The 23,474-nt window shown below is 63.8% G+C and carries 21 protein-coding genes; 12 read left to right on the top strand and 9 right to left on the bottom strand.

Annotated features, from left to right (window positions below):
* Positions 1-74: 74 nt before the first annotated feature.
* Positions 75-434 carry a YbbN family protein gene (locus tag F0P96_RS17040; RefSeq protein ID WP_151080130.1) on the top strand — a complete coding sequence of 120 codons (360 nt, stop codon included), beginning with the start codon at positions 75-77 and terminating at the stop codon, positions 432-434.
* A 27-nt stretch (positions 435-461) separates the two neighbouring features.
* On the opposite strand, the gene uxuA is transcribed toward F0P96_RS17040, so the two are convergent.
* From uxuA to F0P96_RS17025, 3 genes are read right to left on the bottom strand one after another with little or no spacing between them, the layout of a single operon-like run.
* Positions 462-1,640: a mannonate dehydratase gene (gene uxuA / locus F0P96_RS17035; RefSeq protein ID WP_151080129.1), complete on the bottom strand. Its 1,179-nt coding sequence runs from the start codon at positions 1,638-1,640 to the stop codon at positions 462-464.
* 53 nt (positions 1,641-1,693) lie between these two features.
* Complete coding sequence (xylA, locus tag F0P96_RS17030; protein ID WP_151080128.1) at positions 1,694-3,025, bottom strand: xylose isomerase; 1,332 nt, start codon at positions 3,023-3,025, stop codon at positions 1,694-1,696.
* The gene (locus tag F0P96_RS17025) at positions 3,003-4,535 is read right to left on the bottom strand and encodes a xylulokinase (protein ID WP_201743871.1); all 1,533 of its coding nucleotides are present in this window, start codon (positions 4,533-4,535) and stop codon (positions 3,003-3,005) included. The genes xylA and F0P96_RS17025 overlap by 23 nt, the downstream gene beginning before the upstream one ends.
* Positions 4,536-4,914: 379 nt before the next feature.
* Between F0P96_RS17025 and F0P96_RS17020 the strand changes: the two genes are divergently transcribed.
* From F0P96_RS17020 to F0P96_RS17010, 3 genes are all read left to right on the top strand, one after another.
* Positions 4,915-7,182, top strand: a complete 2,268-nt coding sequence (locus tag F0P96_RS17020) for a heavy metal translocating P-type ATPase (RefSeq protein WP_151080126.1) — start codon at positions 4,915-4,917, stop codon at positions 7,180-7,182.
* A 12-nt stretch (positions 7,183-7,194) separates the two neighbouring features.
* Complete coding sequence (locus F0P96_RS17015; RefSeq protein WP_151080125.1) at positions 7,195-7,572, top strand: cupredoxin domain-containing protein; 378 nt, start codon at positions 7,195-7,197, stop codon at positions 7,570-7,572.
* 114 nt (positions 7,573-7,686) lie between these two features.
* The gene (locus F0P96_RS17010) at positions 7,687-8,520 is read left to right on the top strand and encodes a PA2169 family four-helix-bundle protein (protein ID WP_151080124.1); all 834 of its coding nucleotides are present in this window, start codon (positions 7,687-7,689) and stop codon (positions 8,518-8,520) included.
* Between the two features lie 75 nt (positions 8,521-8,595).
* Here the strand turns inward: F0P96_RS17010 and F0P96_RS17005 are convergent, their stop codons facing one another.
* Entirely contained in the window at positions 8,596-9,276 is a 681-nt protein-coding gene (locus tag F0P96_RS17005) for a response regulator transcription factor (RefSeq protein ID WP_151080123.1), read from the bottom strand.
* A 123-nt stretch (positions 9,277-9,399) separates the two neighbouring features.
* Positions 9,400-10,842 (bottom strand): sensor histidine kinase, encoded by a 1,443-nt coding sequence (locus tag F0P96_RS17000; RefSeq protein ID WP_151080122.1) that lies wholly within the window; start codon positions 10,840-10,842, stop codon positions 9,400-9,402.
* A 150-nt stretch (positions 10,843-10,992) separates the two neighbouring features.
* Between F0P96_RS17000 and F0P96_RS16995 the strand changes: the two genes are divergently transcribed.
* Both F0P96_RS16995 and F0P96_RS16990 read left to right on the top strand, forming a co-directional pair.
* Positions 10,993-11,790 (top strand): GLPGLI family protein, encoded by a 798-nt coding sequence (locus F0P96_RS16995; protein WP_151080121.1) that lies wholly within the window; start codon positions 10,993-10,995, stop codon positions 11,788-11,790.
* 132 nt (positions 11,791-11,922) lie between these two features.
* Positions 11,923-14,784, top strand: coding sequence for an outer membrane beta-barrel protein (locus F0P96_RS16990; protein WP_151080120.1), 2,862 nt, complete (start codon positions 11,923-11,925; stop codon positions 14,782-14,784).
* Between the two features lie 119 nt (positions 14,785-14,903).
* Here the strand turns inward: F0P96_RS16990 and F0P96_RS16985 are convergent, their stop codons facing one another.
* Entirely contained in the window at positions 14,904-15,458 is a 555-nt protein-coding gene (locus F0P96_RS16985; protein ID WP_151080119.1) for a nucleoside/nucleotide kinase family protein, read from the bottom strand.
* A 112-nt stretch (positions 15,459-15,570) separates the two neighbouring features.
* Between F0P96_RS16985 and F0P96_RS16980 the strand changes: the two genes are divergently transcribed.
* A complete protein-coding gene (locus F0P96_RS16980) occupies positions 15,571-16,311 on the top strand; it encodes a PD-(D/E)XK nuclease-like domain-containing protein (protein ID WP_160619885.1) in 741 nt (246 codons plus the stop codon).
* Between the two features lie 40 nt (positions 16,312-16,351).
* Here the strand turns inward: F0P96_RS16980 and F0P96_RS16975 are convergent, their stop codons facing one another.
* A complete protein-coding gene (locus F0P96_RS16975; protein WP_151080117.1) occupies positions 16,352-16,714 on the bottom strand; it encodes a hypothetical protein in 363 nt (120 codons plus the stop codon).
* A gap of 6 nt (positions 16,715-16,720) precedes the next feature.
* Between F0P96_RS16975 and asnA the strand changes: the two genes are divergently transcribed.
* Both asnA and F0P96_RS16965 read left to right on the top strand, forming a co-directional pair.
* Positions 16,721-17,758, top strand: a complete 1,038-nt coding sequence (asnA, locus tag F0P96_RS16970; RefSeq protein ID WP_151080116.1) for an aspartate--ammonia ligase — start codon at positions 16,721-16,723, stop codon at positions 17,756-17,758.
* Positions 17,759-17,855: 97 nt separating this feature from the next.
* Positions 17,856-18,503: a HEAT repeat domain-containing protein gene (locus tag F0P96_RS16965; protein ID WP_151080115.1), complete on the top strand. Its 648-nt coding sequence runs from the start codon at positions 17,856-17,858 to the stop codon at positions 18,501-18,503.
* Positions 18,504-18,577: 74 nt separating this feature from the next.
* Here F0P96_RS16965 and F0P96_RS16960 read toward each other — a convergent pair whose 3' ends face one another.
* The gene (locus F0P96_RS16960) at positions 18,578-19,603 is read right to left on the bottom strand and encodes a zinc dependent phospholipase C family protein (protein ID WP_151080114.1); all 1,026 of its coding nucleotides are present in this window, start codon (positions 19,601-19,603) and stop codon (positions 18,578-18,580) included.
* Positions 19,604-19,764: 161 nt separating this feature from the next.
* Positions 19,765-21,141: a flavin monoamine oxidase family protein gene (locus F0P96_RS16955; RefSeq protein ID WP_262714372.1), complete on the bottom strand. Its 1,377-nt coding sequence runs from the start codon at positions 21,139-21,141 to the stop codon at positions 19,765-19,767.
* Positions 21,142-21,244: 103 nt separating this feature from the next.
* Between F0P96_RS16955 and F0P96_RS16950 the strand changes: the two genes are divergently transcribed.
* The 3 genes from F0P96_RS16950 (at position 21,245) to F0P96_RS16940 (ending at position 23,464) form a co-directional block, all read left to right on the top strand.
* Entirely contained in the window at positions 21,245-21,652 is a 408-nt protein-coding gene (locus tag F0P96_RS16950) for a cupin domain-containing protein (protein WP_151080112.1), read from the top strand.
* A 130-nt stretch (positions 21,653-21,782) separates the two neighbouring features.
* Positions 21,783-22,862, top strand: coding sequence for a DNA polymerase IV (gene dinB / locus F0P96_RS16945; RefSeq protein ID WP_151080111.1), 1,080 nt, complete (start codon positions 21,783-21,785; stop codon positions 22,860-22,862).
* Between the two features lie 53 nt (positions 22,863-22,915).
* Positions 22,916-23,464: a DinB family protein gene (locus tag F0P96_RS16940; RefSeq protein WP_151080110.1), complete on the top strand. Its 549-nt coding sequence runs from the start codon at positions 22,916-22,918 to the stop codon at positions 23,462-23,464.
* The last annotated feature ends 10 nt before the right edge of the window (positions 23,465-23,474 follow it).

The following is a 23,474-nucleotide window of genomic DNA, read 5'->3' as shown; positions in this document are numbered from 1 at the left end:
ACTACCTGACGAATATCATGGATTGCGGCGCCGAAATCGGGCAATATTGTTTTCGCCAACATCGCCTGCTTTCCATGACCGTCCCGCAACCACAACCTCTGCTTCCGGCCGCCGACGCGCCCGTGCTGCTGGTGCTGCTGCCGGTTGCCAGTCCGGGGGGAGAGCCGCTGGGCGCCACCCGCGCTTTGCTGGCCCAGCTGCAGCACCGCCTCGGCGGCGCCGTTCGGGTGCTCAAAATCGACGAAGCCCTGCACCCGAACGTGGTGCGCAGCTTCCACGCCACGCAACTGCCCGCCTGCGTGCTGGTGCGCCAGGGCATTGAGCTGTGGCGGCAAACCGGCCTGCCCGATGACGAACAAACGATAAACCACATGCTGGGCTTGCTGGCGGTGCCGGCTAGGCCGACCGAGGAACCCCTCCCCGTGGTGGCCTAGCCCGCCCGCACCCGTCGGCCCACGCCGCTACAGCGCGGTTTCGGGCAGGCTGCGGCTTATGCCCATTTCCAGGCCGCGTAGCTCGGCCAGCCCGCGCAGGCGCCCGATGGCCGAGTAGCCGGGGTTGGTCTTTTTCTTGAGGTCGTCGAGCATTTGGTGGCCGTGGTCGGGGCGCATGGGCAGGCTGGTTTGGCGCCGGCGCATCACGCCAATCAGCTCGCGCATGACGGCGTACATGTCCACGTCGCCTTCCAGGTGGTTGGCCTCGTAGAAGTCGCCTTGCGCGTTGCGCTGGGTGCTGCGCAAGTGAATGAAGTGGATGCGCTCGGCAAACTGCCGCACCATGGCCGGCAGGTCGTTGTCGGGCCGCACGCCGAACGAGCCGGTGCAGAAGCACAGGCCGTTGCTGCGCGACGGCACCGCGTCGCAGAGGGCCTGCACGTCGGCGGCGGTGCTCACCACGCGCGGCAAACCCAGAATGGGGTAGGGCGGGTCGTCGGGGTGAATGGCCAGCACCACGCCCGCTTCCTCGGCCACCGGCACAATTTCGCGCAGAAATAGAATCAGATGCTCTCGCAGCTTCGCGGCGTCAATGCCGTGGTACGTATCCAGCGCCTGCTGAAACTGCTGGAGGGTAAAGCTTTCCTCCGAGCCGGGCAGCCCGGCAATGAGGTTGCGCACCAGCAGCTCCCGTTCCGCCTCGCTCATGCCCGCCAGCCGGGCTTCGGCGGTGGCCAGCTCCGCGGCCGAGTACGCCGCGCGGGCTCCCGGGCGCTGCAGCAGCAGCGCATCAAACGCCACGAAGGCGGCGCGCTCGAAGCGCAGGGCACGGGAGCCGTCTTCCACTTCGTAACTCAGGTCGGTGCGCGTCCAGTCGAGCGCCGGCATGAAGTTGTAGGTAACGGTGCGGATGCCGCAGGCGGCCAGGTTGCGCAGGCTCTGCTGGTAGTTCTCGATGTAGCGGGCAAAGTCGCCGGTGCGCGTTTTGATGTGCTCGTGCACCGGCACGCTCTCCACCACGCTCCACACCAGGCCGGCGGCGGCCACTTCGGCCTGGCGCTGCTTAATTTCTTCGACGGGCCAGACCTGGCCGTTGGGAATGTGGTGCAGAGCCGTTACTACATCGGTGGCGCCGGCCTGGCGGATGTCCGAGAGGCTGACCGGGTCGGCGGGGCCGTACCAGCGCCAGCTTTGGATGATGGGCATTGTTGCGGTTGGTTAGGGCGGAGGCGGTTGGGGAGTGGGCGGCGCGGCCGGGGTTAGATGTACTGGTTGATGATGCTTTCCAGCCATTCCTGCTTGCCGCTGCGCTGGGCCGGTTCGCCGCTTTCGTGGGCAATGCGGCGCAGGTCTTCCAGCGTCAGCTGGCCTTGCTCGAAGGCCGCGCCGTGCCCGGCATCAAACGAGGCGTAACGTTCCGTGCGGAACTTGCGGTAGGGCGACTTCTGCAGGATGTTGTCGGCCGTGACGAGGGCGCGGGCAAAGGCATCCATGCCGCTGATGTGGGCCACGAAGATGTCCTCCAGGTCGGTGGAGTTGCGGCGGGTTTTGGCGTCGAAGTTGATGCCGCCGGGCCGGATGCCGCCGTGCTCCAGAATGATGAGCATGCACTCGGTCAGCTCGTTGAGGTTGTTGGGGAACTGGTCGGTGTCCCAGCCGTTCTGGTAGTCGCCGCGGTTGGCGTCCATCGAGCCCAGCAGGTTGGCATCGGCGGCCACCTGCAGCTCGTGCTGGAAGGTGTGGCCGGCCAGCGTAGCGTGGTTCACTTCCAGGTTCAGCATGAAGTCGTCTTGCAGCCCGTATTCTTTCAGGAAGCCGATGACGGTGGCCGCGTCGAAGTCGTACTGATGCTTGGTGGGCTCGGCGGGCTTGGGCTCGATAAAGAACTTGCCCTGGAAACCCTGCTGGCGGGCGTAGTCGCGGGCCATCGTCAGGAAGCGGCCCATGTGCTCCAGCTCGCGCTTCATGTTGGTGTTGAGCAGCGTCATGTAGCCCTCGCGGCCGCCCCAGAACACGTAATTTTCGCCGCCGAGCGCAATGGTCGCGTCGAGGGCGTTGAGCACCTGCGTACCGGCGTGGGCCACCACCTGAAAGTCGGGGTTGGTGGAGGCGCCGTTCATGTAGCGCGGGTTCGAAAACACGTTGGCCGTGCCCCAGAGCAGCTTCACGCCCGATTCCTGCTGCTTGCCTTTGGCATAGTCGACAATGCCTTGCAGGTTGCTTTCGTACTCCCGCAGCGAGGCGCCTTCGTCCACCAGGTCGATGTCGTGAAAGCAGTAATAGGGCGTGCCGAGCTTGGTGAAAAACTCAAACGCCGCGTCCATTTTGTCTTTGGCCCGCCCCAGAATGTCGGGGTGCGCGTCCCAGGCAAACTGCTTGGTGCCGGGGCCGAACGGGTCGCCGCCGGTGCCGGTGAAGGTGTGCCAGTACGACACGGCAAAGCGCAGGTGCTCCTTCATGGTTTTGCCGGCTACCACGCGGTTTTCGTCGTACCATTTAAAGGCCAGCGGGTTGTCCGACTCGCGCCCCTCGAAACGGATGGGGCCGATGCCTTGGAAGTACTCGGTTTTAGAAAGCAGGCTGCGCGACATTGCGTTGGGGGAGGCTAGAGGGTTGAGGAAGAATATGGGTGGTGAGTACCTGCTGCCAGCGGGCGTAGGCCGCTTGGTATTGCGGCTGCAAATCGGGGGTGGGGGCCAGCGTCAGCAGGCGCTCCAGGCCGCCGAAGGCTTCGGCAGGGGAGGCGTAGAGGCCCACGCCCACGCCGGCGCCGCGGGCCGCGCCCTGGGCCGCGTCGGTGTTGTAGAGCTCCAGCGCCACGTTGCCGCAGTTCACAAAGGCCTCGCGAAACACCGGGCTCAGGAACATGTTGGCGTTGCCGGCGCGCACCGTATGCACCTGCACGCCCGCGGCCCGCATGATGTTCAGGCCGTAGACGAGGGCGAAAACGATGCCTTCCTGCGCGGCCCGCAGCACGTGGCGACGGTCGTGAATGTTGAAGTTGAGCCCGCGCAATTCGGCGTCGGTGGGCTGGTTTTCCAGGATGCGCTCGGCGCCGTTTCCGAAGGGGAAAAACTGCAGGCCGGCGGCTCCAATGGGGGCTTGTGCGGCCAGTTGGTTCATCTCGTCGTAGGGCAGCTCGCCCACCACTTTGCGCAGCCAGCTGTTCAGAATGCCGGTGCCGTTCATGCACATCAGCACGCCGTTGCGGGGCTGCTCGGGCGTGCTGTTTACGTGCACAAAGGCATTCACGCGGGAGTGTGGGTCGGCGGTCGGCGCGTCGCTGATGCCGTAGACCACGCCCGAGGTGCCGGCCGTGGCAGCAATTTCGCCGGGCTGCAGCACGTTGAGCGAAAACGCGTTGTTGGGCTGGTCGCCGGCGCGGTAGCCGATGGGCGTGCCCGCGTGCAGGCCCAGCTCCTGGGCCGGTGCGGGCGCCAGCCGGCCCTGCACGGCAAAGGTGTCGACCACGGCGGGCAGCAGCTCGCGGCTGATGCCGTAGTAATCGAGCAGATCCTGCGCCACGGCTTGCTCGCGGAAGTTCCAGAACACGCCTTCCGACAGGCCCGAGACGGTGGTTTGCAGCTCGCCCGTCAGCCGAAAGGCAATGTAGTCGCCGGGCAGCTGAATCTTGTGAACCCGGGCGTAGATGTCGGGCTCGTGTTCCTGCACCCACTTCAGCTTGGAGGCCGTGAAGTTGCCGGGCGAGTTCAGGTAGTTCTGCAGGCAGTGGGTTTCGCCCAGGTCGTGGAATGCCTGGTTGCCCAGGTCCACGGCGCGGCTGTCGCACCAGATGATGGCCGGGCGCAGCACCTGGCCGGCGTGGTCGACGAGTACCAGCCCGTGCATCTGGTAGGTGATGCCAATGCCGGCCACCCGCGCGGCATCGAAGGCGTACTCGTGGCGGAGCTGCCGGGTAGCGTTGACGACTTCCTGCCACCAGCGTTCCGGCTGCTGCTCGGCCCAGCCCGCCACCGGCGCACTAATCTCCATTTCCTGCTGCGGCGACGTGACGCTGGCCAGGCACCGGCCCGTATCGGCGTCGAGCAGCGCGACTTTGATCGACGAGCTGCCGATATCGTAGCCAAGGAGGTAGGTCATGGGCGGAGAAAGGAACGTAGAGAAGCCAGGTGGGACGCTCAACCAGCCGCCAAACGCAGCTTGCGGGGCCATTGGCAGGCGTTTAGCTGCCGAATATACGTCTTCCGCGTGGGTCTGAAGCACGGCAAAACCGCTGGCCCGCGCCCGGTTTCCGCAATCGGTTGCGGAAAGAATTTCGGTGGAAGAAGCACGTGAATAGCTTGTAAAACAGGCTGAAAAACCACGGGTGTTTGTTTGGGCGTCGGCCAAATTATGCAAGTGCGCGGGTCGGATTCCGTACCAACTCCCGCCGCCGGTGCGCGTTACTTTGTAGAGCCTTTCTGTGATTGGTGCAATGCCCGCAAAACGGCCTTCCGGTATTCTATTCGCTGATTTAATAATGTCTGCTACTCCCGAAACCACCACCCTCGACATCGAAGGCATGACGTGCGCGTCGTGCGCGTCGTTTGTTGAGAGGTCGTTGAGCCGCACGCCCGGCGTGCAAAATGCGCTGGTGAACCTGGCCACCGAAAAAGCCACCGTGCAGTACCTGCCCGACCAGGTGACGCCCGCGGCCATAAAAGAAGCCGTGGTGAAGGCCGGCTACGGCGTAACCGAGCGCGCCCCCGACACCAGCGCCGCCGACCGCCAAGCCGACCTCGATGCGCAGAAGGCCCGGGCCTACCGGCAACTCAAGCGCCGCTTCGCAGTAGCTGCCGGGTTGGCCCTGGTCATCATGCCGCTGAGCATGCTTATGCTCTGGCCCGCGCTGCTGGAGCGCGTAAACGTGTCGTGGCTCAACTACGCGCTGCTGTTGCTCACGCTGCCCGTGCTGCTCTACAGCGGCCGCGAGTTCTACGTGTCGGCCTGGAACGGGCTGCGGCACCGGGCCGCCAACATGGACACGCTCATTGCCGTGGGCACCGGCGCGGCGTTTCTCTACAGCCTCGCCGCTACCGTGGTGCCGGGCTACTTCCACCGCCGGGGCATCATGCCCGAGGTATACTACGACACCACGGCCACCATCATTGCGCTCATTCTGCTGGGCAAGGTGCTGGAACTGCGCGCCAAAACCCAAACTTCGGCGGCCATGAAGTCGCTGCTGGGGCTGCAGGCCAAAACGGCCCGCGTGGTGCGCCCCGGTGGGCAAGAAATGGATGTTCCGCTGGCGCAGCTGCAGCTGGGTGACACGGTAGTGGTGCGCCCCGGCGAAAAAGTAGCCACCGACGGCGTGGTCACCGAAGGCCACTCGTCCGTGAACGAGGCCATGCTCACGGGTGAAAGTCTGCCGGTGGAAAAGCTGCCGGGCGCCGCCGTGTTTGGGGCCACGCTCAACACCACCGGCTCGTTTCGCTTCCGCGTGACCAAGGTGGGGGCCGATACCCTGCTGGCCCAAATTGTGAAGCTGGTGGAAGAGGCCCAGGGCAGCCGCGCGCCCATTCAGCGGCTGGCCGACAAAGTCAGCGCCGTATTTGTGCCCACGGTGGTCGTTATTGCCATTCTCACCTTCGTGCTGTGGTTCGATCTGGCGCCCGAAAGCACCCGGTTGCCGCTGGCATTGGTCAATTTTGTGGCCGTGCTCATCATTGCCTGCCCCTGCGCCCTGGGGCTGGCCACGCCCACGGCCATGATGGTGAGTACCGGCAAAGGCGCCGAGCACGGCGTGCTCATCCGCAACGCCGAGGCGCTGGAAAAGGCTTACCAAGTCGATACCGTGCTGCTCGACAAAACCGGCACCATCACCCAGGGCGAGCCGGCCGTGACTGATTTCGTGGCGCCCGGCCAGAACGCCGCTCACGTGCTGCAACTGGCGGCGGCCGTGGAGCGGCACTCGGAGCACCCCTTGGCCGCGGCCGTGGTGCGCCACGCCGAAGCGCAATCAGCGGGCGGAAGCATGTCTGTCACGGGTTTTCGGGCGGTAGAAGGCAAAGGTGCCGCCGCTACCGTCGAGGGCCAGGCGGTGCTCATCGGCAACCGCCGCCTGCTCTCCGACGAAGGCGTTCTGCTAAGCGCGGAATTGGCCGCGCTGGCCGACCAACTGCTGGCCCAAGCCAAAACGGTGCTCTACGTGGCCGTAGCGGGCCGCGCCGCGGCCCTGCTAGGCGTGGCCGACACGGTGCGCGACACCTCTGCCGCCGCCATCAAAAAGCTGCAGGCCCTGGGCATAGAAGTGGTGATGATGACCGGTGACAACTCCCAAACGGCGGCGCAGGTAGCGGCGCAGGTGGGCATCGGGCGCTACTTTGCCGAGGTGCTGCCCGCCGACAAAGCCGCTACGGTGAAAGCGCTGCAGGCCGAAGGCCGCACCGTAGCCATGGTCGGCGACGGCATCAACGATGCGCCCGCGCTGGCGCAAGCCGACGTGGGCCTGGCCATCGGCTCGGGCACCGATGTAGCTATGCAGGCCGCCGGCATCACGCTCATGCGCTCCGACCTCCACGGCGTGGTCACGGCCATTGAGTTGTCGCGCCAAACCATCCGCACCATCAAGCAGAACCTGTTTTTTGCCTTCGTGTACAACATCTTGGGCATTCCCATTGCGGCCGGGCTGCTGTACCCCGTGCTGGGCTGGTTGCTGTCGCCCATGCTGGCAGCGGGCGCCATGGCCCTCAGCTCGGTGTCGGTGCTCACCAATTCCCTGCGCTTGCGGGCTTTCGATAACCACTAACGGCTTTTGCTGATGGATGCTGCTGAAATTCTGGTGACGGTGGGCGGTCTGGCGTTGGCCGGGTTGGTGCTGTGGTACTTCTTTTTTTCGACTCGGCAGACGGTTGCGGCAGCCGCTTCCCCGAGCGGCGTGCAGGAGGTGGCCATTACCGTAAAGGGTGGCTATTCGCCCGACGTAATTGAGGTGGAGCGCGGCAAGCCGGTGCAGCTCAATTTCTACCGCGCCGAGGAAAATAGCTGCTCGGAGGAGCTGCTGATGCCTGATTTCGGCGTCCGGCGCGATTTGCCCGCGTTCCAAACAACCCAAATCGAGCTGCTGCCCCAACAACCCGGCCGGTTCGATTTCACCTGCGGAATGGGCATGCTGCGCGGTAGCCTTGTGGTGAAGTAGCGGGTGCCCTGCGACGGGGCCGGCAAGCTGGGGTGTAACCTTCCGGGCCGGTTCCTCGAAAGAGTTACCACCAGCCAAACACTCGGCTGTGGTCCACTTTTTTCGATCTTCACTATGAGCCATCCCAGCAAACCCCGCGTTAGCACCAACTCGCCGGCCGCCCACGCCCTCTCCGATGCCGACAACCCAACGCAAACGGCTAGCGCCGTTGCGGGCAGCCAGCCCACCGACTCAGCCGACCAAGCATCGGCCGGTGCTTCTTCCCAATCGTTCGGCGGCGCGGCCGCGCCGCTGCTGTCGCAGGCCCAGCGTTGGCTGCAAGACAGCGGCCTGACCGATACCCTCACCCAAGTGCCGGAGCCGGTGAAGCGACTGGCCGGGCAGGCATCGGACCGGTGGCGCCAGCTTTCCACCACCCAGAAAGTGGTAGGGGGCGCCGTACTGGCTGCCGGCAGCTGGTACTTGCTCAGCCGCAGCGGCAAATCGTCGGGCGCTAGCGCCCGGCGCAACAAAAGCGGCGAAGCGGCTACGCTGCACGAGCTGCTGCTCTTCGTAAACGACCGGGTGGAAGGGTACCAGCGCGCTGCCGGTGAAAGCCAGGATGCAGAACTGCGCGGCTACTACAAGCAGCTGGTTAGCCAAAGCCAGCAGTTTGCCAACAAGCTCAATACCTACCTGCGCGACAAAGACGGCAGCCGCGAAACCGGCACTACCCTCAAGGGCAAGGTCTACCGCGGCTGGATGGAAGCCAAAGCGGCCGTGACCGGCTACGACGAAAAGGCCGTGCTCGGCTCCAACGTGTACGGGGAGGAGTGGGCCATCAAGGCCTACGAAGAGGCCCTGGCCGACCAAAGCCTGACCGGGGCGCTCCGCAACGAAGTGCAGCGGCAGTACGCCCAGTCGAAGCAAACCTACCACAAGCTCAAGCAGCTGCAGAACAAGCAGTAACGGCTAGCCTGAGTCAGCACAAGCCCCCGCAACTGGCGTCTACGCCCGGTGCGGGGGCTTTTTGTTGCGTCTATATCAAGCAATGAGCTTGTAGCCAATGCCGCGCACGTTCATGATCTGCACCTGTGGGTCGTGGCGGAGGTAGCGGCGCAGGCGCGTGATGAACACGTCGAGGCTGCGGCCGTTGAAAAAGTTGTCGTCGCCCCACAAGGCCTGCAGCACGGCGCCGCGGGCCAGCACTTGGTTGCGCTGGTCGTAGAGGTGCTTGAGCAGCTCGGCCTCGCGGTGCGTCAGTTCCTCGGCCTGGCCCTCAAAGAGAAGCTTTTGCTTGGGGTGGTCGAACTGGTAGCGGCCGATGCGGAGCGGGCCGCTGGGCGCCGGCGCGGCGGGCGGCGTGAAGCGGTTGAGCTGGGCTTTGATGCGCACAATCAGCTCGTCCATGCTGAAGGGTTTTTTCAGGTAGTCGTTGCCGCCCAGCTCGAAGCCGCGCACCACGTCGGCGGGCTGCGAGCGGGCCGTGAGGAACAGAATGGGCAGGACCGGGTTTTCGCGCCGGATCTGCTCGGCCAGCGAAAAGCCGTCGAGCTTAGGCATCATCACGTCGGCCACCACAATGTCGGGGCAGTGCTGGCGAAACAGCCGCAGGCCTTCCTCGCCGTCGGCGGCGTACTGCACCGTGAAGCCGCGCACCTCCAGGCTGTCCTTCACAATCATGCCCAAAGCGGCTTCGTCTTCGATGAGGAGTACGGTAGGCATGGGGAAGAAAGGCTAAGAATTGGAAGGTAGGGGCTGGGAGTTCGGGGTAGGTGGCTTATTCCTGACCGTCATGCAGAGCCGCAGGCGACCTTCGGTTCGGCGGAGGCTTTGCATGACAATCATTTAGCCCGGCAGCCACATCGAAAACTCGCTGCCTTGGTTGGGCGAACTGCGCACGTCGATGGTGCCGCCGTGGCGCTCCACCACTTGGCGCACGTAGTAGAGGCCCAGGCCAAAGCCTTTGACGGGGTGTAGGTTGCCAGTGGGCACGCGGAAAAACCGGTCGAAAATAGCTTCCTGGTAACTGCTGGGAATGCCGATGCCGTCGTCCTGCACGGTGAGGCGCCAGCCGCTGGCCTCGCGGCGGCCGCGAATGGCAATGCTGACCTGCTCGCGCGAGTACTTGATGGCGTTGTCGATGAGGTTGTTGATGACGCCCGAGACGTGGGTGCGGTCGAGGCGCACGGCGTCGGCAGGCGAAATATCGACGGTGAACTGCACCGGCTTGGCGGCTTTCAGCTGGTGCCGGGCCACCAGTTCGTCTACCAGCTCGGCGGGGCGCACCAGCTCGGGATTGAGCGTGAGGGTCTGGCGCTCCTCCACGGCAATGTTGAGCACGCGCTCCACCAAGTCGGAGAGGCGCTGCAGCTCGTGGCGCGAAATGCTGAGGTAGGTCTGGGTCTTTTGCGCGTCCTGCAGCACGCCAAAATGCTGCATGGCTTCCACCGCGGCCGACACCGTAGCCAACGGCGTTTTCAGCTCGTGGGTCATGTTGTTGATGAAGTCGTTTTTGACTTCCGAGAGCTTTTTCTGCTTCAGAATCGTGGACAGCATCAGCACAAAGCAGCCCGTGGTGAGGGCCAGCAGCAGCACCGAACCGCCCAGCAAACCGCCCATCTGGCGCAGAATGTAGAACGCGGGTGTGGCAAACCCGGCCTGCACATACAGGTAGTTGATGGGGTTCAGCGCCACCGGCGCGGTACGAAAATCCACGGCCGCCAGCCGGGCCGACTGCGGTTCGAGCAGGGCCGCGCGGCTGCGCTCGGCAATGGGAATGCGCAGCGTATCGAGCACGAAGGCGGTGGGAATGCCGCGCAAATCCAGCTCGGCGCGGTAGGCCTGCTGCAGGCGCGGCAAATTCACCTGCTGGCTGCTTTTCCAGTCGCCGATGAGCAGGCGCGAGAGGTGCCGGGCCAGCGTGTCGGCCGGGCGACGCTGGGGCAGGCGCGTGAGCAGCTCGCGTTGCAGGGCCACACGCCGCAGCTGCCTGGTAGAGTCGGGTTTGGCGCCGTTGTGGTTCTGCACAATAACGCGGTCGAGCGCGTCGCCGTCCTGCGAAAAACTCTGGAAAATAACCACCTTCTCGGGGCCGCTGCCGCGAATAAACTGCCGGGCCGCGGCCAGCTGGTACTGCTGCACCACGCTTTGCAGGGCCTCGCGGGCGGTGCGCTGAAACTGCGTGGTGCTGAGCTGGTAGGTGTTGTAGAGCCAGTAGGCCTGAAAGCCGTTGATGCCCAGAATGCACAACGCCATCAGCCAGAAAATAGAGCGGATGCGGCGTTTCATGGGCAGGGGAGTGGGAAGTTGACGAGCCGAATTTACGACCTCCAGCGCGCCGAAAGTGCACCGTTAACACTCTTTAACACAAGATAACAGTGCTTTACACTTGCCTTGCGGTGCTTTGCAAGCGTCAACCAACCCCAACCGACGCTTGCCATGAAAACCCTCCTCGTGTTCCTGTTCGTGCTCCTGACGCTGGCCACCGGCCTGAGCATTGCCGCCCACGCCCAAACGGCGCCTACCTCCGGCCGCATTCAGTACGAAGTAGCCCAGAAAGTTGACCTCTCGCAGGCCCGGGTCGTCATCAACGGGCAGGTGGTGAAGCCCGGCAGCCCCGATTTTCCCACCGACATACCCGACACCCGCACTTTCGGTATGACGCTCAGCTTCGCCGGCAACTACGCCAAGGAAGAGCGCGAAAACAACGCCATGCGCGTCGTGCAGTCCGATGGCCCCAACTCGGCGCCCCAAACCACCAGCCTCGGCCGGCCCTACGACGAAGCCGTGTACATCGACCAGCAGGCGCGCGCCGTGGCCACCGTGGTAGCCCTGAAAACCGACGGTACGACCACCACTTACCGCACCGACGCCCCCTTCGTGAAGCCCACCGGCTGGCAGGAAACCACCCAGACCAAGAAAATTGCCGGCTTTACCTGCCGCAAAGCCACGGTGCCCTACCAGAAGGAAACCTACACCGTGTGGTACACCACCGAACTGCCCTTCACCTACTCGCCGGTGAAGGAGCTGATGCCCGAAAAAGGCGTGGTGCTGGCCCTGGAAGGCTCACGTGAGCAATTCCGGGCCACCAAAGTCGATACCAAGCCCGTGGCCGAAGCCGACGTGCGGCCCAACGCCGGCGCCCAGCTGGTAAGCACCGAGCAACTGCGCGACCTGCGCGACAAAGCCCGCGCCGATTTCCGCCAACGAATGATGGACCGCGCCATCGGCAACTAATTCTGAATGGGGAATACTGAATGCGGAATCGGGCAATCGGCCCGCTGCATTCGGCATTCTGCCCGTCCAGCGCCGCGCACCCGACCCCAGCAGTCAGCATTCATCATTCCGCACTCCGAATTCGAACCCGCCATGCGCTATTTCTTACTCCTCGTTTGCTGGCTGAGCTATTGGGCTCCGGCGCTGGCGCAGAAATCGGCTGCGTCAGCCGCGGCCAGCACCGGCAAAGGCCAGATTCAGGGCCTGGTGGCCGATTCGCTTACCGGCAAGCCGCTGCGGGAGGCGTCGGTGTCGCTGCTGGCCGGGCGCGACTCGTCGTACCTGAGCTTCACCATCACCGACGGCGACGGGCGTTTCGCGCTGCGCAACGTGGCGCCCGGCCGCTACTTTCTGCTGACCACGTTTCTGGGCTACAAAAGCCAGCTGACGCCGGTAACCCTGCCCGCCGGAGGCCCCGCGGCGCTGAACGCGGGCACGCTGCGGCTGAAAGCCATGTCGCAAACCCTGGGCGAGGTCGTGATTCAGCAGGAGCGGGCCCCGGTGAGCGTGAGCGGCGACACGCTGGCCTTCAGCGCCAAGGCCTTCAAAACCCAGCCGAACGCGGCCGTGGAGTCGTTGCTGAAGAAGCTGCCGGGCGTAGAAGTCGACCGCGACGGCAACATCAAGGCGCACGGGCAGGACGTGCAGCGCGTGCTCGTCGACGGCAAGCCTTTCTTCGGCGACGACCCCAAAATGGCCACCCGCAACCTGCCGGCCGACATCATCGACCAGGTGCAACTCTACAACGCCCGCAGCGACCAGGCCGCCTTTTCGGGCATCGACGACGGCAACCAGCAGAAAACCCTGAACCTGGTGACCAAGCGCGACAAGCGCAAGGGCTACTTCGGCCAAAACGGCGTGGGCGTGGGCACCGATGGCCGCTACCAGGCCCGCCTCGGCCTGAACCGCTTCAACAACGGCCGCCAGCTGTCGGCCATCGGGCAGGCCAACAACATCAACCAGCTGGGTTTCGGCGACAACGGCGGCCCCGCGGCCGGCGACGCCAGCGCGGGCCCCGGCGCCGGCACAATGGGCAGCGACCTGCCCGGCGGATTCGGCGGTGGCAGTGGCGGCGGGCCGACGGTGGTGCTGGGTGGCGGCCAACGAAACCGCAACAGCGGCGCAGGCGGCACCACTCAGCCCATCGGCATCCTCGAATCGGTGGCGGGCGGGCTGAACTACCGCGACGCCTGGGGCAAGCGCGCCGAAGTGGCCACCAGCTACTTCGCCAGCCGCACCACGCTCACCAACCAGCAGCAGATTCGGCGCGAAAACGTGGCCACCGGTACCGCCGGCGAGGCCGGTACGCCCTTGCTCACCCAGCAGCTAGCCGACTCGCGCAGCCGGGTGCTCACGCAGCGCTTCAACTTCCGCCTCGATTACCAGGTGGATTCGCTGACCTCGCTGCGCTTCACGCCGAACCTGTGGTGGCGCATCTCCGACGGGCTGAACCTGAGTCAGCAGCAAACCAGTCGGGGGGCGCTGCAACTCAACGAAAGCCAAGGCCGCTACGATGCACTGGCCAACACGCTTTGGGGCGGCGGCAACGCGCTGCTGATGCGCAAGTTTGCCAAGCAGGGCCGCACGTTTTCGGCCAACCTGAACACGGTGCTCAACAACCAGGACGGCGACGCCCTCAACCAGGCCACCAATACTTTCTTCGCCCCCGACGGCGCGCCCAACACGACTCGACTCGACCAGCGCATTGCGCAGGACAACCCCGCCCGTACGCAGGCCCTGAACCTCTCGTACACCGAGCCGCTGAGCCTGCGCCGCAAGCTGGAGTTGCACTACAACCTGGCCCGCAGCCACAGCCGCGCCGACCGCCGCGTGAGTGACTTAGACGAAGCCACCCAGCAGTACACGCTCCCGAACTACGCCCTTAGCAACCGATTCAGCAGCGACTTTCTGACCAACCGCGCGGGCCTGACGGTGCAAACCAGCCGCCTGCGCTTCACCTATGGGCTGGGCCTCGACGCGCAGCAGGCCGATTTGCGGGTCGACAACCAGTCGGCAGACACGGCCCTCACGCGGCATTACCAGAACCTGCTGCCCAACGCCATGTTCAGCTGGACCGGCAGCCGCAGCCGTAACCTGCGCTTCAACTACCGCACCCGCCTGCAGGCACCCACCGCCACCCAGCTACAGCCCGTGGCCGACAACACCAACCCGCTCAACGTGCGCCTGGGCAACCCCCACCTGCGCCCCGAATACGTGCACTCGCTCACGGCCACCTACAGCCAGTTCAACGCCGTGAACAACCGCAGCGTGTTTCTGCTGCTGGGCGGCAACCAAGTCCAGAACCGCATCGTGTCGGCCACCAGTTTCAGCGCCCGCGGCGTGCAAACCACCCGCCCCGTGAATGCCGATGGCTACGCCACGCTCAACGGTTTTGTGTCGCTGGGCCAGCGACTGTCCTGGCATAAGCTGAATGTAAACTTGACTACTAACGGAAATTTAACGCGTAACAACAGCTTTGTAAACGAGCTTACCAACCAGTCTCGCTCGTGGAGCGTCGGCCAGGGGCTAAGCCTCAACTCCGCTTTCAACGACCAACTCGAATTTGGCCTACGCGGCAATGTCACCTACCAGCGGGCCACGTATTCCCTGCTGCCGCAGCAAAATAGCTCGTTTCTCACCCAAACCCTCACGGCCGATGTGTATTACCAACTGCCCGGCCGCTGGGTATTCACCTCCGATGTGTGGATGACCAACTACAGCGGCCGCGCGGCCGGCTACAACCAGCGCGTGCTGCTCTGGAACGCCAGCATTGCCCGCCAGTTCTTCGCCAACAAGCAGGGTGAGCTGAAGCTGCAAGCCTACGATATCCTGCGCCAAAACCGCAGCGTGGTGCGCAACATCACCGATACCTACCTCGAAGACGTGCGCAGCCGCGTGCTCACGCAGTATTTCCTGCTCAGCTTCACCTACAATTTGCGGCAGTTTGGGAAGTAACAAAGGCTATCAATAAACGTCATGCTGAGCGCAATCCAAGCATCTCTATTGCTCCACCGGATAGAAGTTTACTATCTGACGAAGCGGTAAAGATGCTTCGAACGGCTCAGCATGACGTTTCATGATTTCCCAGCAGTAAGCAGTTCGGCAACTCGCTTCTGCAACTCGTCCAACGAACCTGCGTTGCGCAGCACGGCGGCGTAGGCGGCATACTCATCCATGGCGGTTTCGCTGGGGTGATTGTCGTCGCGGGTGCCGTCACCGCGCTGCTGCAGCGGGTCGCCCTCCACGCGCCAGATGACGCCGCCACGGGCCCGCAGCGCGTCGGCTTCGTCGGGAAAGCGGATGTCGGCCACCACCACGGGATGGTCGGCGGGCAGGTTGGCCAGCAGGGCTTCAATCCACACCGGGCCGCGCCAGGCCCGCAGCGCCGCGCCCACTTGCTGCAGCATTTCGCCGCGCGTGAGGCCGTAGGTGGGCGCCAGCTCGGCCTTACCCGGCTGGGTATAGTAGGGGGCCGTGGTTTCGCCGGTCAGCACCGCGCACACGCCCTTGATGGCGTCGCCAAAGGAGCGGATTTGCCAGTCGCGGGCGGGTTCCAGCTGCTGCACGAGGTGGGCGACGGTATCCTTGCCGCTGCCGCGCTTGCCGGCTAGGCCAATCAGGTAAAGCATATCGGAAGACGAGAAAACGGGCACAAAAATGCGGAATTGCGCGCAACCGGCAGTCGGCATACGTAAAGTGAAACAACCCGACGGCGCTGGCAGTAGTACATTGCAGAGCCCTATGTCCGATTCCCCCGCCCCGTTTCGTCGCCCCGACCTGTTGCGCCTGTCCTACGACGACTACCGCGCCCTGCCCGCCATTGCCAATTCTGACCTCTCGAAGCTGCGCGACGCGCTCAACGGGCGGCCCCGCCGCGAAACCGGTGGCTCTTCGGCCTTGAGTTTCGGCACCGCTTTTCATACGGCCCTGCTCGAGCCCGAGCAGTACGTGCCCAGCTACCCCGCCGTCAACGACACGCTGGTGTGGTGGCTGGTGGAAGGCGTGCGCATCCGCGACGATTTGCGCGCCATGCTGGAGCAGGGCGTGGCCGAGCCCAGCTGCGTGTTTACGGAGCCCACTACCGGCACCATGTGCAAGCTGCGCGCCGACCTCGTGGTAGACGTGCCGGGCGAGCCATACACCGTCATCGACTTCAAAACCACCGTCGCGCGCGACTACCACCACTTTGTGGCTCAGTGCTCGGGCTACGACTATGACCGGCAAGCGGCATTCTACACCGATGCCCTGCGCGCCGAGCGGTTTCTTCTGGTGGGCGTGCAGAAAGTCGAGCCGTTTCACCTCTTCGTGTTTGAGGTGCCCCCGGCCATGCTGGAAGAAGGCCGCGCCAAGTACCTGCGCCTGCTCAAATTGCTCGACCCCAAAAAGGTGCCCGAGTACCTGGACCCCTCGGTGCGCGACGTGGTGCTGGAGCTGGGCCACACCCCGCCCGAGCAGGAAGACGACACCGAAGCGGCGAGCTAGCCCGCCAATAGTTCGCACAATAAATTTTCATTAAAGCACCTCAAAGACCGTAGTTGAAAATATTTTTCGCCATTTTATTTTCGCTTCCGTAATTCCTCATTATGTTGCGGTGCAAACGCCCAACAGCGCAGCCATGAACCTTTTCGCCAACAGCCTCAATAACCAGATTCGGAACAATAATTTGTTCCGACGATGGAAGGCTATTGGTCTCATAGACAGACCCAAAATCAATAATTGATTTGAAAGCCTTCCGTTTTTCGGAAGGTTTTTTTTTGCCCATACGCGGCCTTTTCCCGGATTTCAAAAACCGAAAAAACGTCTTGTTTTTTCGGTCGTGCGGAGCCTTGCCAATGGGTTTTGGAAACCCAAATTCCACACGTCTCTTTTTCACATCAATACCCATTGTATTATGGAAACGGCCACTGCCTCCGTGCACACCTCCAGCGCCGCCGCGCTGCTTCACACCGAAGAAGCCATTGGCTTCGTGAAAGACACCTTTGCCCGCGAACTGGCGCGGCAGCTGCAACTCACCAAAGTGTCGTCGCCCATTGCCGTGCTCGACGGCACCGGCATCAACGACGACCTGAACGGGGTGGAGCGGCCCGTGGCGTTTCCCATTAAGGCTCTGGGTGAGCAGCAAGCCGTGGTGGTGCATTCCTTGGCCAAATGGAAGCGCCTGCGCCTCATGGAGCTGGGCATTCCGGCCGGCCGCGGCATCCTGACCGACATGCGCGCCCTGCGCCCCGACGAGGATTATTCGCCAATCCACTCGATTTACGTGGACCAGTGGGACTGGGAAAAACACATTCTGCCCGAGCAGCGCACCATTCCGTTCCTGAAGGAAACCGTGGGCAAAATCTACGACGCCCTGCGCACGACCGAACTGCGCGTGGCCGAAGAGTACCCCGATATTATGCCCGTGCTACCCGAGCAAATCACGTTCATTCACGCCGAAGAGCTGCTGCAGCGCTACCCCACGCTCACGGCGAAGGAGCGCGAAACCGAAGCCGCCAAGCAGTACGGCGCGGTGTTCATCGTCGGCATTGGCGGGCCCCTGAGCCACGGCGAAATACACGACGGCCGCGCCCCCGACTACGACGACTGGAGCACCCGCACCGAGGACGGTTTCTTCGGCCTGAACGGCGACATCGTGCTGTGGCATCCGGTCCTGCAATCGGCCTTTGAAGTGTCGTCGATGGGTATTCGGGTGGACAAAGCGGCCCTGCTGCGCCAGCTGGAAGTGCGCGGCTGCCTCGACCGTAAAACCCTGGCTTTCCACCAACTGCTGCTCACCGGCCAGCTCACCAAAAGCATTGGCGGCGGCATTGGTCAGTCGCGGGTGTGCATGTTTATGCTGCGCAAAGCGCACATTGGGGAAGTGCAGGTGAGCATTTGGCCCGAAGCCGTGCGCACGGAACTGGCTGCGGCCGGCGTGGAATTGCTGTAGGGCGCTACAAACGCAACCGCAACGGGCGGCCATCAGCTCGATGGCCGCCCGTTGCTTGTTATTTCATGCAGTACTTAGCGTTGCAAAAAAGTACTGCATGACCAACAAGGAAATCGAACAACAACTAGAAAGCACAGATGTAGACAAGCGAATTCAAGCTGCCCGGTTTCTGGCCGAGCACGACGCCCGGCCGGAGCTTTTTCACCTTCTCATGTCGCACATCCCTGATGCCGATGACCGGGTGCGGTTCTGGGCGCTGTCGGCCTGTGTATGGAAATACCAAGCCCAGCTGTTGGCTCATGCCGAACAGCTGGCGCCGGTACTGATGGCGCGGCTGGTGGACGACTACAGCCCCGTTATTGACCGGGCGACCTGGGCACTCAACATTGTTGGCGAAACGGTCTTTCCACAGCTAATTGCCGCCACATCTTCGCCGGACGCGCGGACACGGCTTCTAGCTGCCGCGCTTGGCCAGAACCATCAGATGCATAAAGCGCCTCAGCAGGGTTTGTCGGCATTATTCCAACTCCTAGATGACCCTGAAGAGCAAGTTCAGTCCAGCGCAATGCATGCTATAATGGGTCTGACGCCCTTACGACTTACGCCGCAAGGCACATTGAAAGAAGTAGATTTTGAGCCGATTTACTTTCGACTGCTGCCGCTGATTGAGAAGTTTAGCCGCCATGAGGATGCTAATTTGCGGGAATGGGGCATTCGGTACAAGGAGTTAATTCTGAACCGATGATGTTTCCTGCGTAGAAAAAACGAGCCCGCTCTTAACCAAGAGCGGGCTCGTCAACAAGCGGAAAAGTATGCGGGTTACTGCGCCTGCGGAAACTCCGGGAACGAGGAGAAATCGACCAGCTTGCCTTTTTCCAGCAGCTTCAGTTCCTCTTTCAGGTTTTTCTCGTTGCTCTTGGTTGTGTACTCGGTGTCGAGCTTGGTGAGGTCGGGCTTGCCGGCGTTTACCCAAGCGGTGTACCAGAAGTTAGCCGCGTCCTGCGCTGCTCCACGAATCTGACGCTCAATCATGTTGTTGAGGGCCTTGTGGTAGGCCGAGGAGTACGCCTGGGTGTGGTACGAGCTGTTGAACACGTTTTTGCGGGGCTTCTCGCCGGCCATTTCGTAGAGCTGACCAGCGGGCGTTTCGCCGGCTAGTTTCTTCTCGATGGCCAAGAGCGTATCGGCGGCGGCATGGCTCTGGGCCACAATGCGCCAAATTTCGGCGGCCGGGTCGGCAATCAGTTTGGGCTCGGCCAGCTTGAAGTTGTAGTTCTTGCCAAACAGCTCGGGCAGCTGCGACTCGTAGAAGGAGTGCACGCCTTTCTGGCCGGTGAGCTGGCCGTCGTGATTGGAGGATGTGTGCAGAGGCTGGTGGGCGTCGCCGAGGTAGTGGCCGAGGTCGGCCGCAACGAAGAGGATTTCGTCCTTGCGCTGATTTTTCATGGCCGTGGTCAGCTTCACCAGCAAGTCCTGCACGTACCACGGCAGGCGGCCGCTCTTGTCGAGGAAGGCGGCGTCGTACTTGGCGTAGGCCTCGGTGGAGCCTTTGGGCAGCTCGCTGATGGGGCCGGTACCGTAGTCTTCAAGGTCGATGAAGTGGCGCGGGAATTCGGCTTTGTCGTTGATGACGTACTTGCGCGAGTCGGGAATGACGGCTTCGGTCACCATGAAATCGACATGGTTGTAGAAGAAGGTGCGCATGGCAGCGGGCAGGGCCAGTACGGCAGCACGGTTGATGCGCTGGTGGCCCCAGTTGCCCCAGGCAAACAACAACGACGGAGCAGCGAGCAGCAGCGCTGTCGCCAGAATCCCGCGGCGGACGCGGCGGCAATAATTCAGCATGAGGGGGGGTAAAAGGGAGGAAACAAGACGGCAAATGTCTGGCCTTTAGCGTTGGCAACAAAACCCGCCGCGCACTTTTCGGGCGGCTCTGGTCGTGCTTGGGCGCAGGCGCGGGGCTGCCGCCGGTTTCCGATGCAGAACCGGCTTGTGGTGCGGAGTCCTCAACGGTTGCTTAGCATGTGTTCGGCCGCGGCCAGCCCACTGGCCAAGGCTGCCTCCACAGTGCCCATGTTGGGGCCGTCGTGCACGGCTTCGCCGGCGAAGAAGAGGGTGTGCTCGATGGGCTGGGCCAGCACCCGGCGGGCAGCGGGCGTTTCCACGGTGGCGTAGGCGTAGGCCCCACGCGCAAACGCATCGGCGCCCCAATTGACGACGCGGTGCGCTTGCAGCTGGGCCCGCAAAAACGCTTCGCCGGTGCCAAACAGCTGGCTGAGCGAGGCGAGGGCCAGCGCCAATACGTCGGCGTCGGGGGTGTGGCGCAGGCGGTCGGCGGCGGGGCCGCCGAGCCAGCCGGTGAGCAGGGGGCGGGCGTCGGGCAGTTGCGTCCACCAGGTGGGCACGGCGGCATCGGAAAACAGGAAGCCCAAGTTGGGCATAGGGCGGCTGACCTCGGGCACGGCAGCAGTCCAGAAATCGGCCTGAAATTCGAGCAGCACTTTGATGACGGGACCAAACCCCATAGCGGCCACGGCCGCGCGCATTTCCGGTAGCTCGGGCTCGAACCGGACGGCGCCCGGGCTGCCGGCCGGCGCCTGCAACACGCCCAGCGGCACCGTAACCAAGACCTGCGCAGCCCGAAACGTTTCGCCGCCGGTGCACGCAATTTCTACGTGCCCGCGCTGCCAACGCACGGCCTCCACCACCGTCGCCAGCCGAATGGTGGCACCGGCAGCCTCGCACTGCTTGGCGAGGTGCGCTACCACCGGGCCGTAGCCGCCCAAAGGCCGCGGCGAGTCTTCGGCGCCACCTTCGGACCACTCGTCGCGTAGGGCGAAGGCGCTGGCGCATTGGGCATCGGCCGCGTCGAAGCCTTCGGCGAAGCGTGTTACCTGTTCGCGCAGGGCCGCGTAATGGTCTTCGGGCAGGTGCGTTGCCAGAAATTCGGCCAGGGGCATGTCGTGGGACAAGGCGTGGAGCTTGTCGAGCAGCAGCGGCAGGTCTTCCATAAACTCCTCTGCCTCGCGCAGCTGCCCGGCCAACAGCTCGTAGCTCGTGCCGCCGGTGTCGTGCCAGGGCTGGCCGGTTTCGCGCAGCAGGGCCTCGGTCAGTGGCGCGTCGCCGTGCAGAAACTCGGCCCCGGCTTCGGTGGGCTGCCGAAATCCGGCATCGGTGAAGGTGTGAATACGGCCGCCGAGCCGGTGGCGGGCCTCCAGCACCCGCACGCGGCGGCCGGCTTGGCTGAGGTGACGGGCAGCCATCAGGCCGGCCGCGCCCGCGCCGATAATCAGGATGTCGGTTTCAGTCATTGCAAGTAAGTCTGCCGATAAAGAGAGCCTGCTACCTACGCATTTCGCGCGGCGCGCGGTTCGGAAAAGCACCTGCCAAACCGGAGCTGAATATTAACCCCGAACTGCTATCTTACCCCAGTTGGGCTGCCCGAAGCAACCCGATTCCTCTTATCCACCCGTAAACCAGAGGTGCATGAACCCAACCGACGATTCATTATTGGCACCGATGCCCGGTGCCCAGCGCCGCGAAATTGGCGGGGTGCAGGTAGACGTGGTGCGCACCGGCGAAGCCCGGGTGAAGCGCGTGGTGTATCCCGTGGGCTTTCGGTGGTCGAAGAACATGCAGCCGGTGGTGGGCACCCCGCTGTGCATGCACGCGCACGTAGGCTTTCTGGCCCGCGGCAGCTTCCACATTCAGTACGCCGACGGCGCCGTTGAGGTGTTTCGGGCGCCGCAGGTAGTGGCCATCGAGCCGGGCCACGACGGCTGGGTGGAGGGCGACGAGCCGGCCGTGCTCATCGAGTTCGACTTTGAGGGCGACACCGTGCAGCGGCTGGGCATTCCCGAAATTCACCAGCAGGCCCGGCCCGCCGCCTCCTAACGCGCATCGTGCCCGTATTGCCAACGGGTAACAGGCGCGGGCGTGGTGCGTTTTGCCACCGCGGCTGCTCGCCCGCGCTTGATGCCACGCTCCGGCCATCGTACCTTCGTGAGCCCAGCAGAAGCACCCAGTGGAGTCGGCCGCGCAACGCAAAATCATTCACCTCGACATGGACGCGTTTTACGCGTCGGTGGAGCAGCGTGACCACCCCGAGCTGCGCGGGCGGCCGGTGGCGGTGGGCGGCTCGCGGCAGCGCGGTGTGGTGGCGGCGGCCAGCTACGAGGCCCGGCAGTTTGGGGTGCGCTCGGCCATGCCCTCGGTGGTGGCCCAGCGCAAATGCCCCGAGCTGGTGTTTGTGAAGCCGCGCTTCGAGGTGTACAAAGACGTGTCGCGGCAAATCCGGGCCATTTTTGCCGAATACACGTCGCTCATCGAGCCCTTGTCGCTCGACGAGGCCTACCTCGACGTGACCGAGAACCACAAGCACATGACCTCGGCCACGCGCATCGCGCAGGAAATTCGGGCGCGCATTTTCGAGCAAACGCAGCTCACGGCCTCGGCGGGCGTGTCGTACAACAAGTTTCTGGCGAAGCTGGCCTCCGACTACCGCAAGCCCAACGGGCAGTTCGTGATTCGGCCGCACGAAGGCCCGGCGTTTGTGGAGGCGCTGGCCGTGGGCGAGTTTCACGGCATCGGGCCCGTGACGGCGACGCGCCTGAACCAGCTGGGCATTTTCACCGGCCTCGATTTGCGCGCCCTGCCCGAAGAGGTGCTGCGGCAGCACTTCGGCAAGGCCGGCAGCTACTACTACGCCATTGCCCGCGCCATCGACCACCGCCCCGTAGAGGCCGACCGCGTACGCAAATCGGTGGGCTCGGAAACCACCTTCGAGCAGGACCTGACCGAGCCCGAGGAACTCATCAACGGTCTGCAGCCCTGCCTCGACGACGTGTGGGCGCATTGCCAGCGCACCGGGGTGCTGGGCCGTACCATTACGGTGAAGGTGAAGTACGCCGACTTTCAGCAACTCACCCGCAGCCGCACCTACCTGGCGCCTATTCCGTCCCGGGGCCGGCTGGAGCAGGTGAGCGTGGAACTGCTCACGTCGTTGTTTCCGCTGCCGAAAGGCGTGCGGCTGCTGGGCGCCTCGCTCTCCAACCTTGACAGCAGCGAACCGACACCCGGCCAGCAGCTCATGTTTCCGTTCTGATGCCAGTGGGAACGGTACTCTGCGGCCTTGTCGGAAACGCGTAGTTTCGCCCCATGACGACGAACTTCCGCACCACCCGCCCCGCCGCTCACGAGTACGGCGCTTACTACCTGCGCTACATTCAGCAGATTCCCGAGGGCCACGACCCGGTACAGCAGCTGCGCGAGCAAGCTGCCGCGGTACACGCGCTGCTGGGCCACCTCACCGACGAGCAGGCCCTGCTACGCTACGCGCCCGGCAAATGGAGCATCAAGGAAACCCTGGGGCACATCATCGACACCGAACGCGTTTTTGCCTACCGCCTGCTGCGCATTGCCCGCGGCGACCAGCAAGCCTTGCCCGGCTTCGACCAGGACCAGTTTACCGCGCTTTCCGGCGCCGATGCGCGGCCGCTGACCGATATTCTGCGCGAGTACGATGCCGTGCGCGCCGCCACGCTGGCCTTGCTGGAGTCGTTGCCAGAGGAGGCGTTTGCGCGCTTGGGCACCGCCAGCGACATGCCGGTAAGCGTGCGCGCCCTGGCCTACATGCTGGCCGGCCACGAAGCCCACCACTTGCAGCTTTGGCGCGAGCGGGTAATGCCGTTGCTCCAGACCAGCTGAGGCTTGCCGC

Source organism: Hymenobacter busanensis (genome assembly GCF_008727865.1).
Lineage (GTDB): Bacteria > Bacteroidota > Bacteroidia > Cytophagales > Hymenobacteraceae > Solirubrum > Solirubrum busanense.
This window is presented reverse-complemented; position numbering and strand designations above follow the sequence as displayed.

Coding starts and splice junctions, on each gene's coding strand:
- F0P96_RS17040 (WP_151080130.1), top strand. CDS start 75: ATGACCGTCCCGCAACCACAACCTCTGCTTCCGGCCGCCGACGCGCCC.
- uxuA (WP_151080129.1), bottom strand. CDS start 1,640: ATGCCCATCATCCAAAGCTGGCGCTGGTACGGCCCCGCCGACCCGGTC.
- xylA (WP_151080128.1), bottom strand. CDS start 3,025: ATGTCGCGCAGCCTGCTTTCTAAAACCGAGTACTTCCAAGGCATCGGC.
- F0P96_RS17025 (WP_201743871.1), bottom strand. CDS start 4,535: ATGACCTACCTCCTTGGCTACGATATCGGCAGCTCGTCGATCAAAGTC.
- F0P96_RS17020 (WP_151080126.1), top strand. CDS start 4,915: ATGTCTGCTACTCCCGAAACCACCACCCTCGACATCGAAGGCATGACG.
- F0P96_RS17015 (WP_151080125.1), top strand. CDS start 7,195: ATGGATGCTGCTGAAATTCTGGTGACGGTGGGCGGTCTGGCGTTGGCC.
- F0P96_RS17010 (WP_151080124.1), top strand. CDS start 7,687: ATGAGCCATCCCAGCAAACCCCGCGTTAGCACCAACTCGCCGGCCGCC.
- F0P96_RS17005 (WP_151080123.1), bottom strand. CDS start 9,276: ATGCCTACCGTACTCCTCATCGAAGACGAAGCCGCTTTGGGCATGATT.
- F0P96_RS17000 (WP_151080122.1), bottom strand. CDS start 10,842: ATGAAACGCCGCATCCGCTCTATTTTCTGGCTGATGGCGTTGTGCATT.
- F0P96_RS16995 (WP_151080121.1), top strand. CDS start 10,993: ATGAAAACCCTCCTCGTGTTCCTGTTCGTGCTCCTGACGCTGGCCACC.
- F0P96_RS16990 (WP_151080120.1), top strand. CDS start 11,923: ATGCGCTATTTCTTACTCCTCGTTTGCTGGCTGAGCTATTGGGCTCCG.
- F0P96_RS16985 (WP_151080119.1), bottom strand. CDS start 15,458: ATGCTTTACCTGATTGGCCTAGCCGGCAAGCGCGGCAGCGGCAAGGAT.
- F0P96_RS16980 (WP_160619885.1), top strand. CDS start 15,571: ATGTCCGATTCCCCCGCCCCGTTTCGTCGCCCCGACCTGTTGCGCCTG.
- F0P96_RS16975 (WP_151080117.1), bottom strand. CDS start 16,714: ATGGGTATTGATGTGAAAAAGAGACGTGTGGAATTTGGGTTTCCAAAA.
- asnA (WP_151080116.1), top strand. CDS start 16,721: ATGGAAACGGCCACTGCCTCCGTGCACACCTCCAGCGCCGCCGCGCTG.
- F0P96_RS16965 (WP_151080115.1), top strand. CDS start 17,856: ATGACCAACAAGGAAATCGAACAACAACTAGAAAGCACAGATGTAGAC.
- F0P96_RS16960 (WP_151080114.1), bottom strand. CDS start 19,603: ATGCTGAATTATTGCCGCCGCGTCCGCCGCGGGATTCTGGCGACAGCG.
- F0P96_RS16950 (WP_151080112.1), top strand. CDS start 21,245: ATGAACCCAACCGACGATTCATTATTGGCACCGATGCCCGGTGCCCAG.
- F0P96_RS16940 (WP_151080110.1), top strand. CDS start 22,916: ATGACGACGAACTTCCGCACCACCCGCCCCGCCGCTCACGAGTACGGC.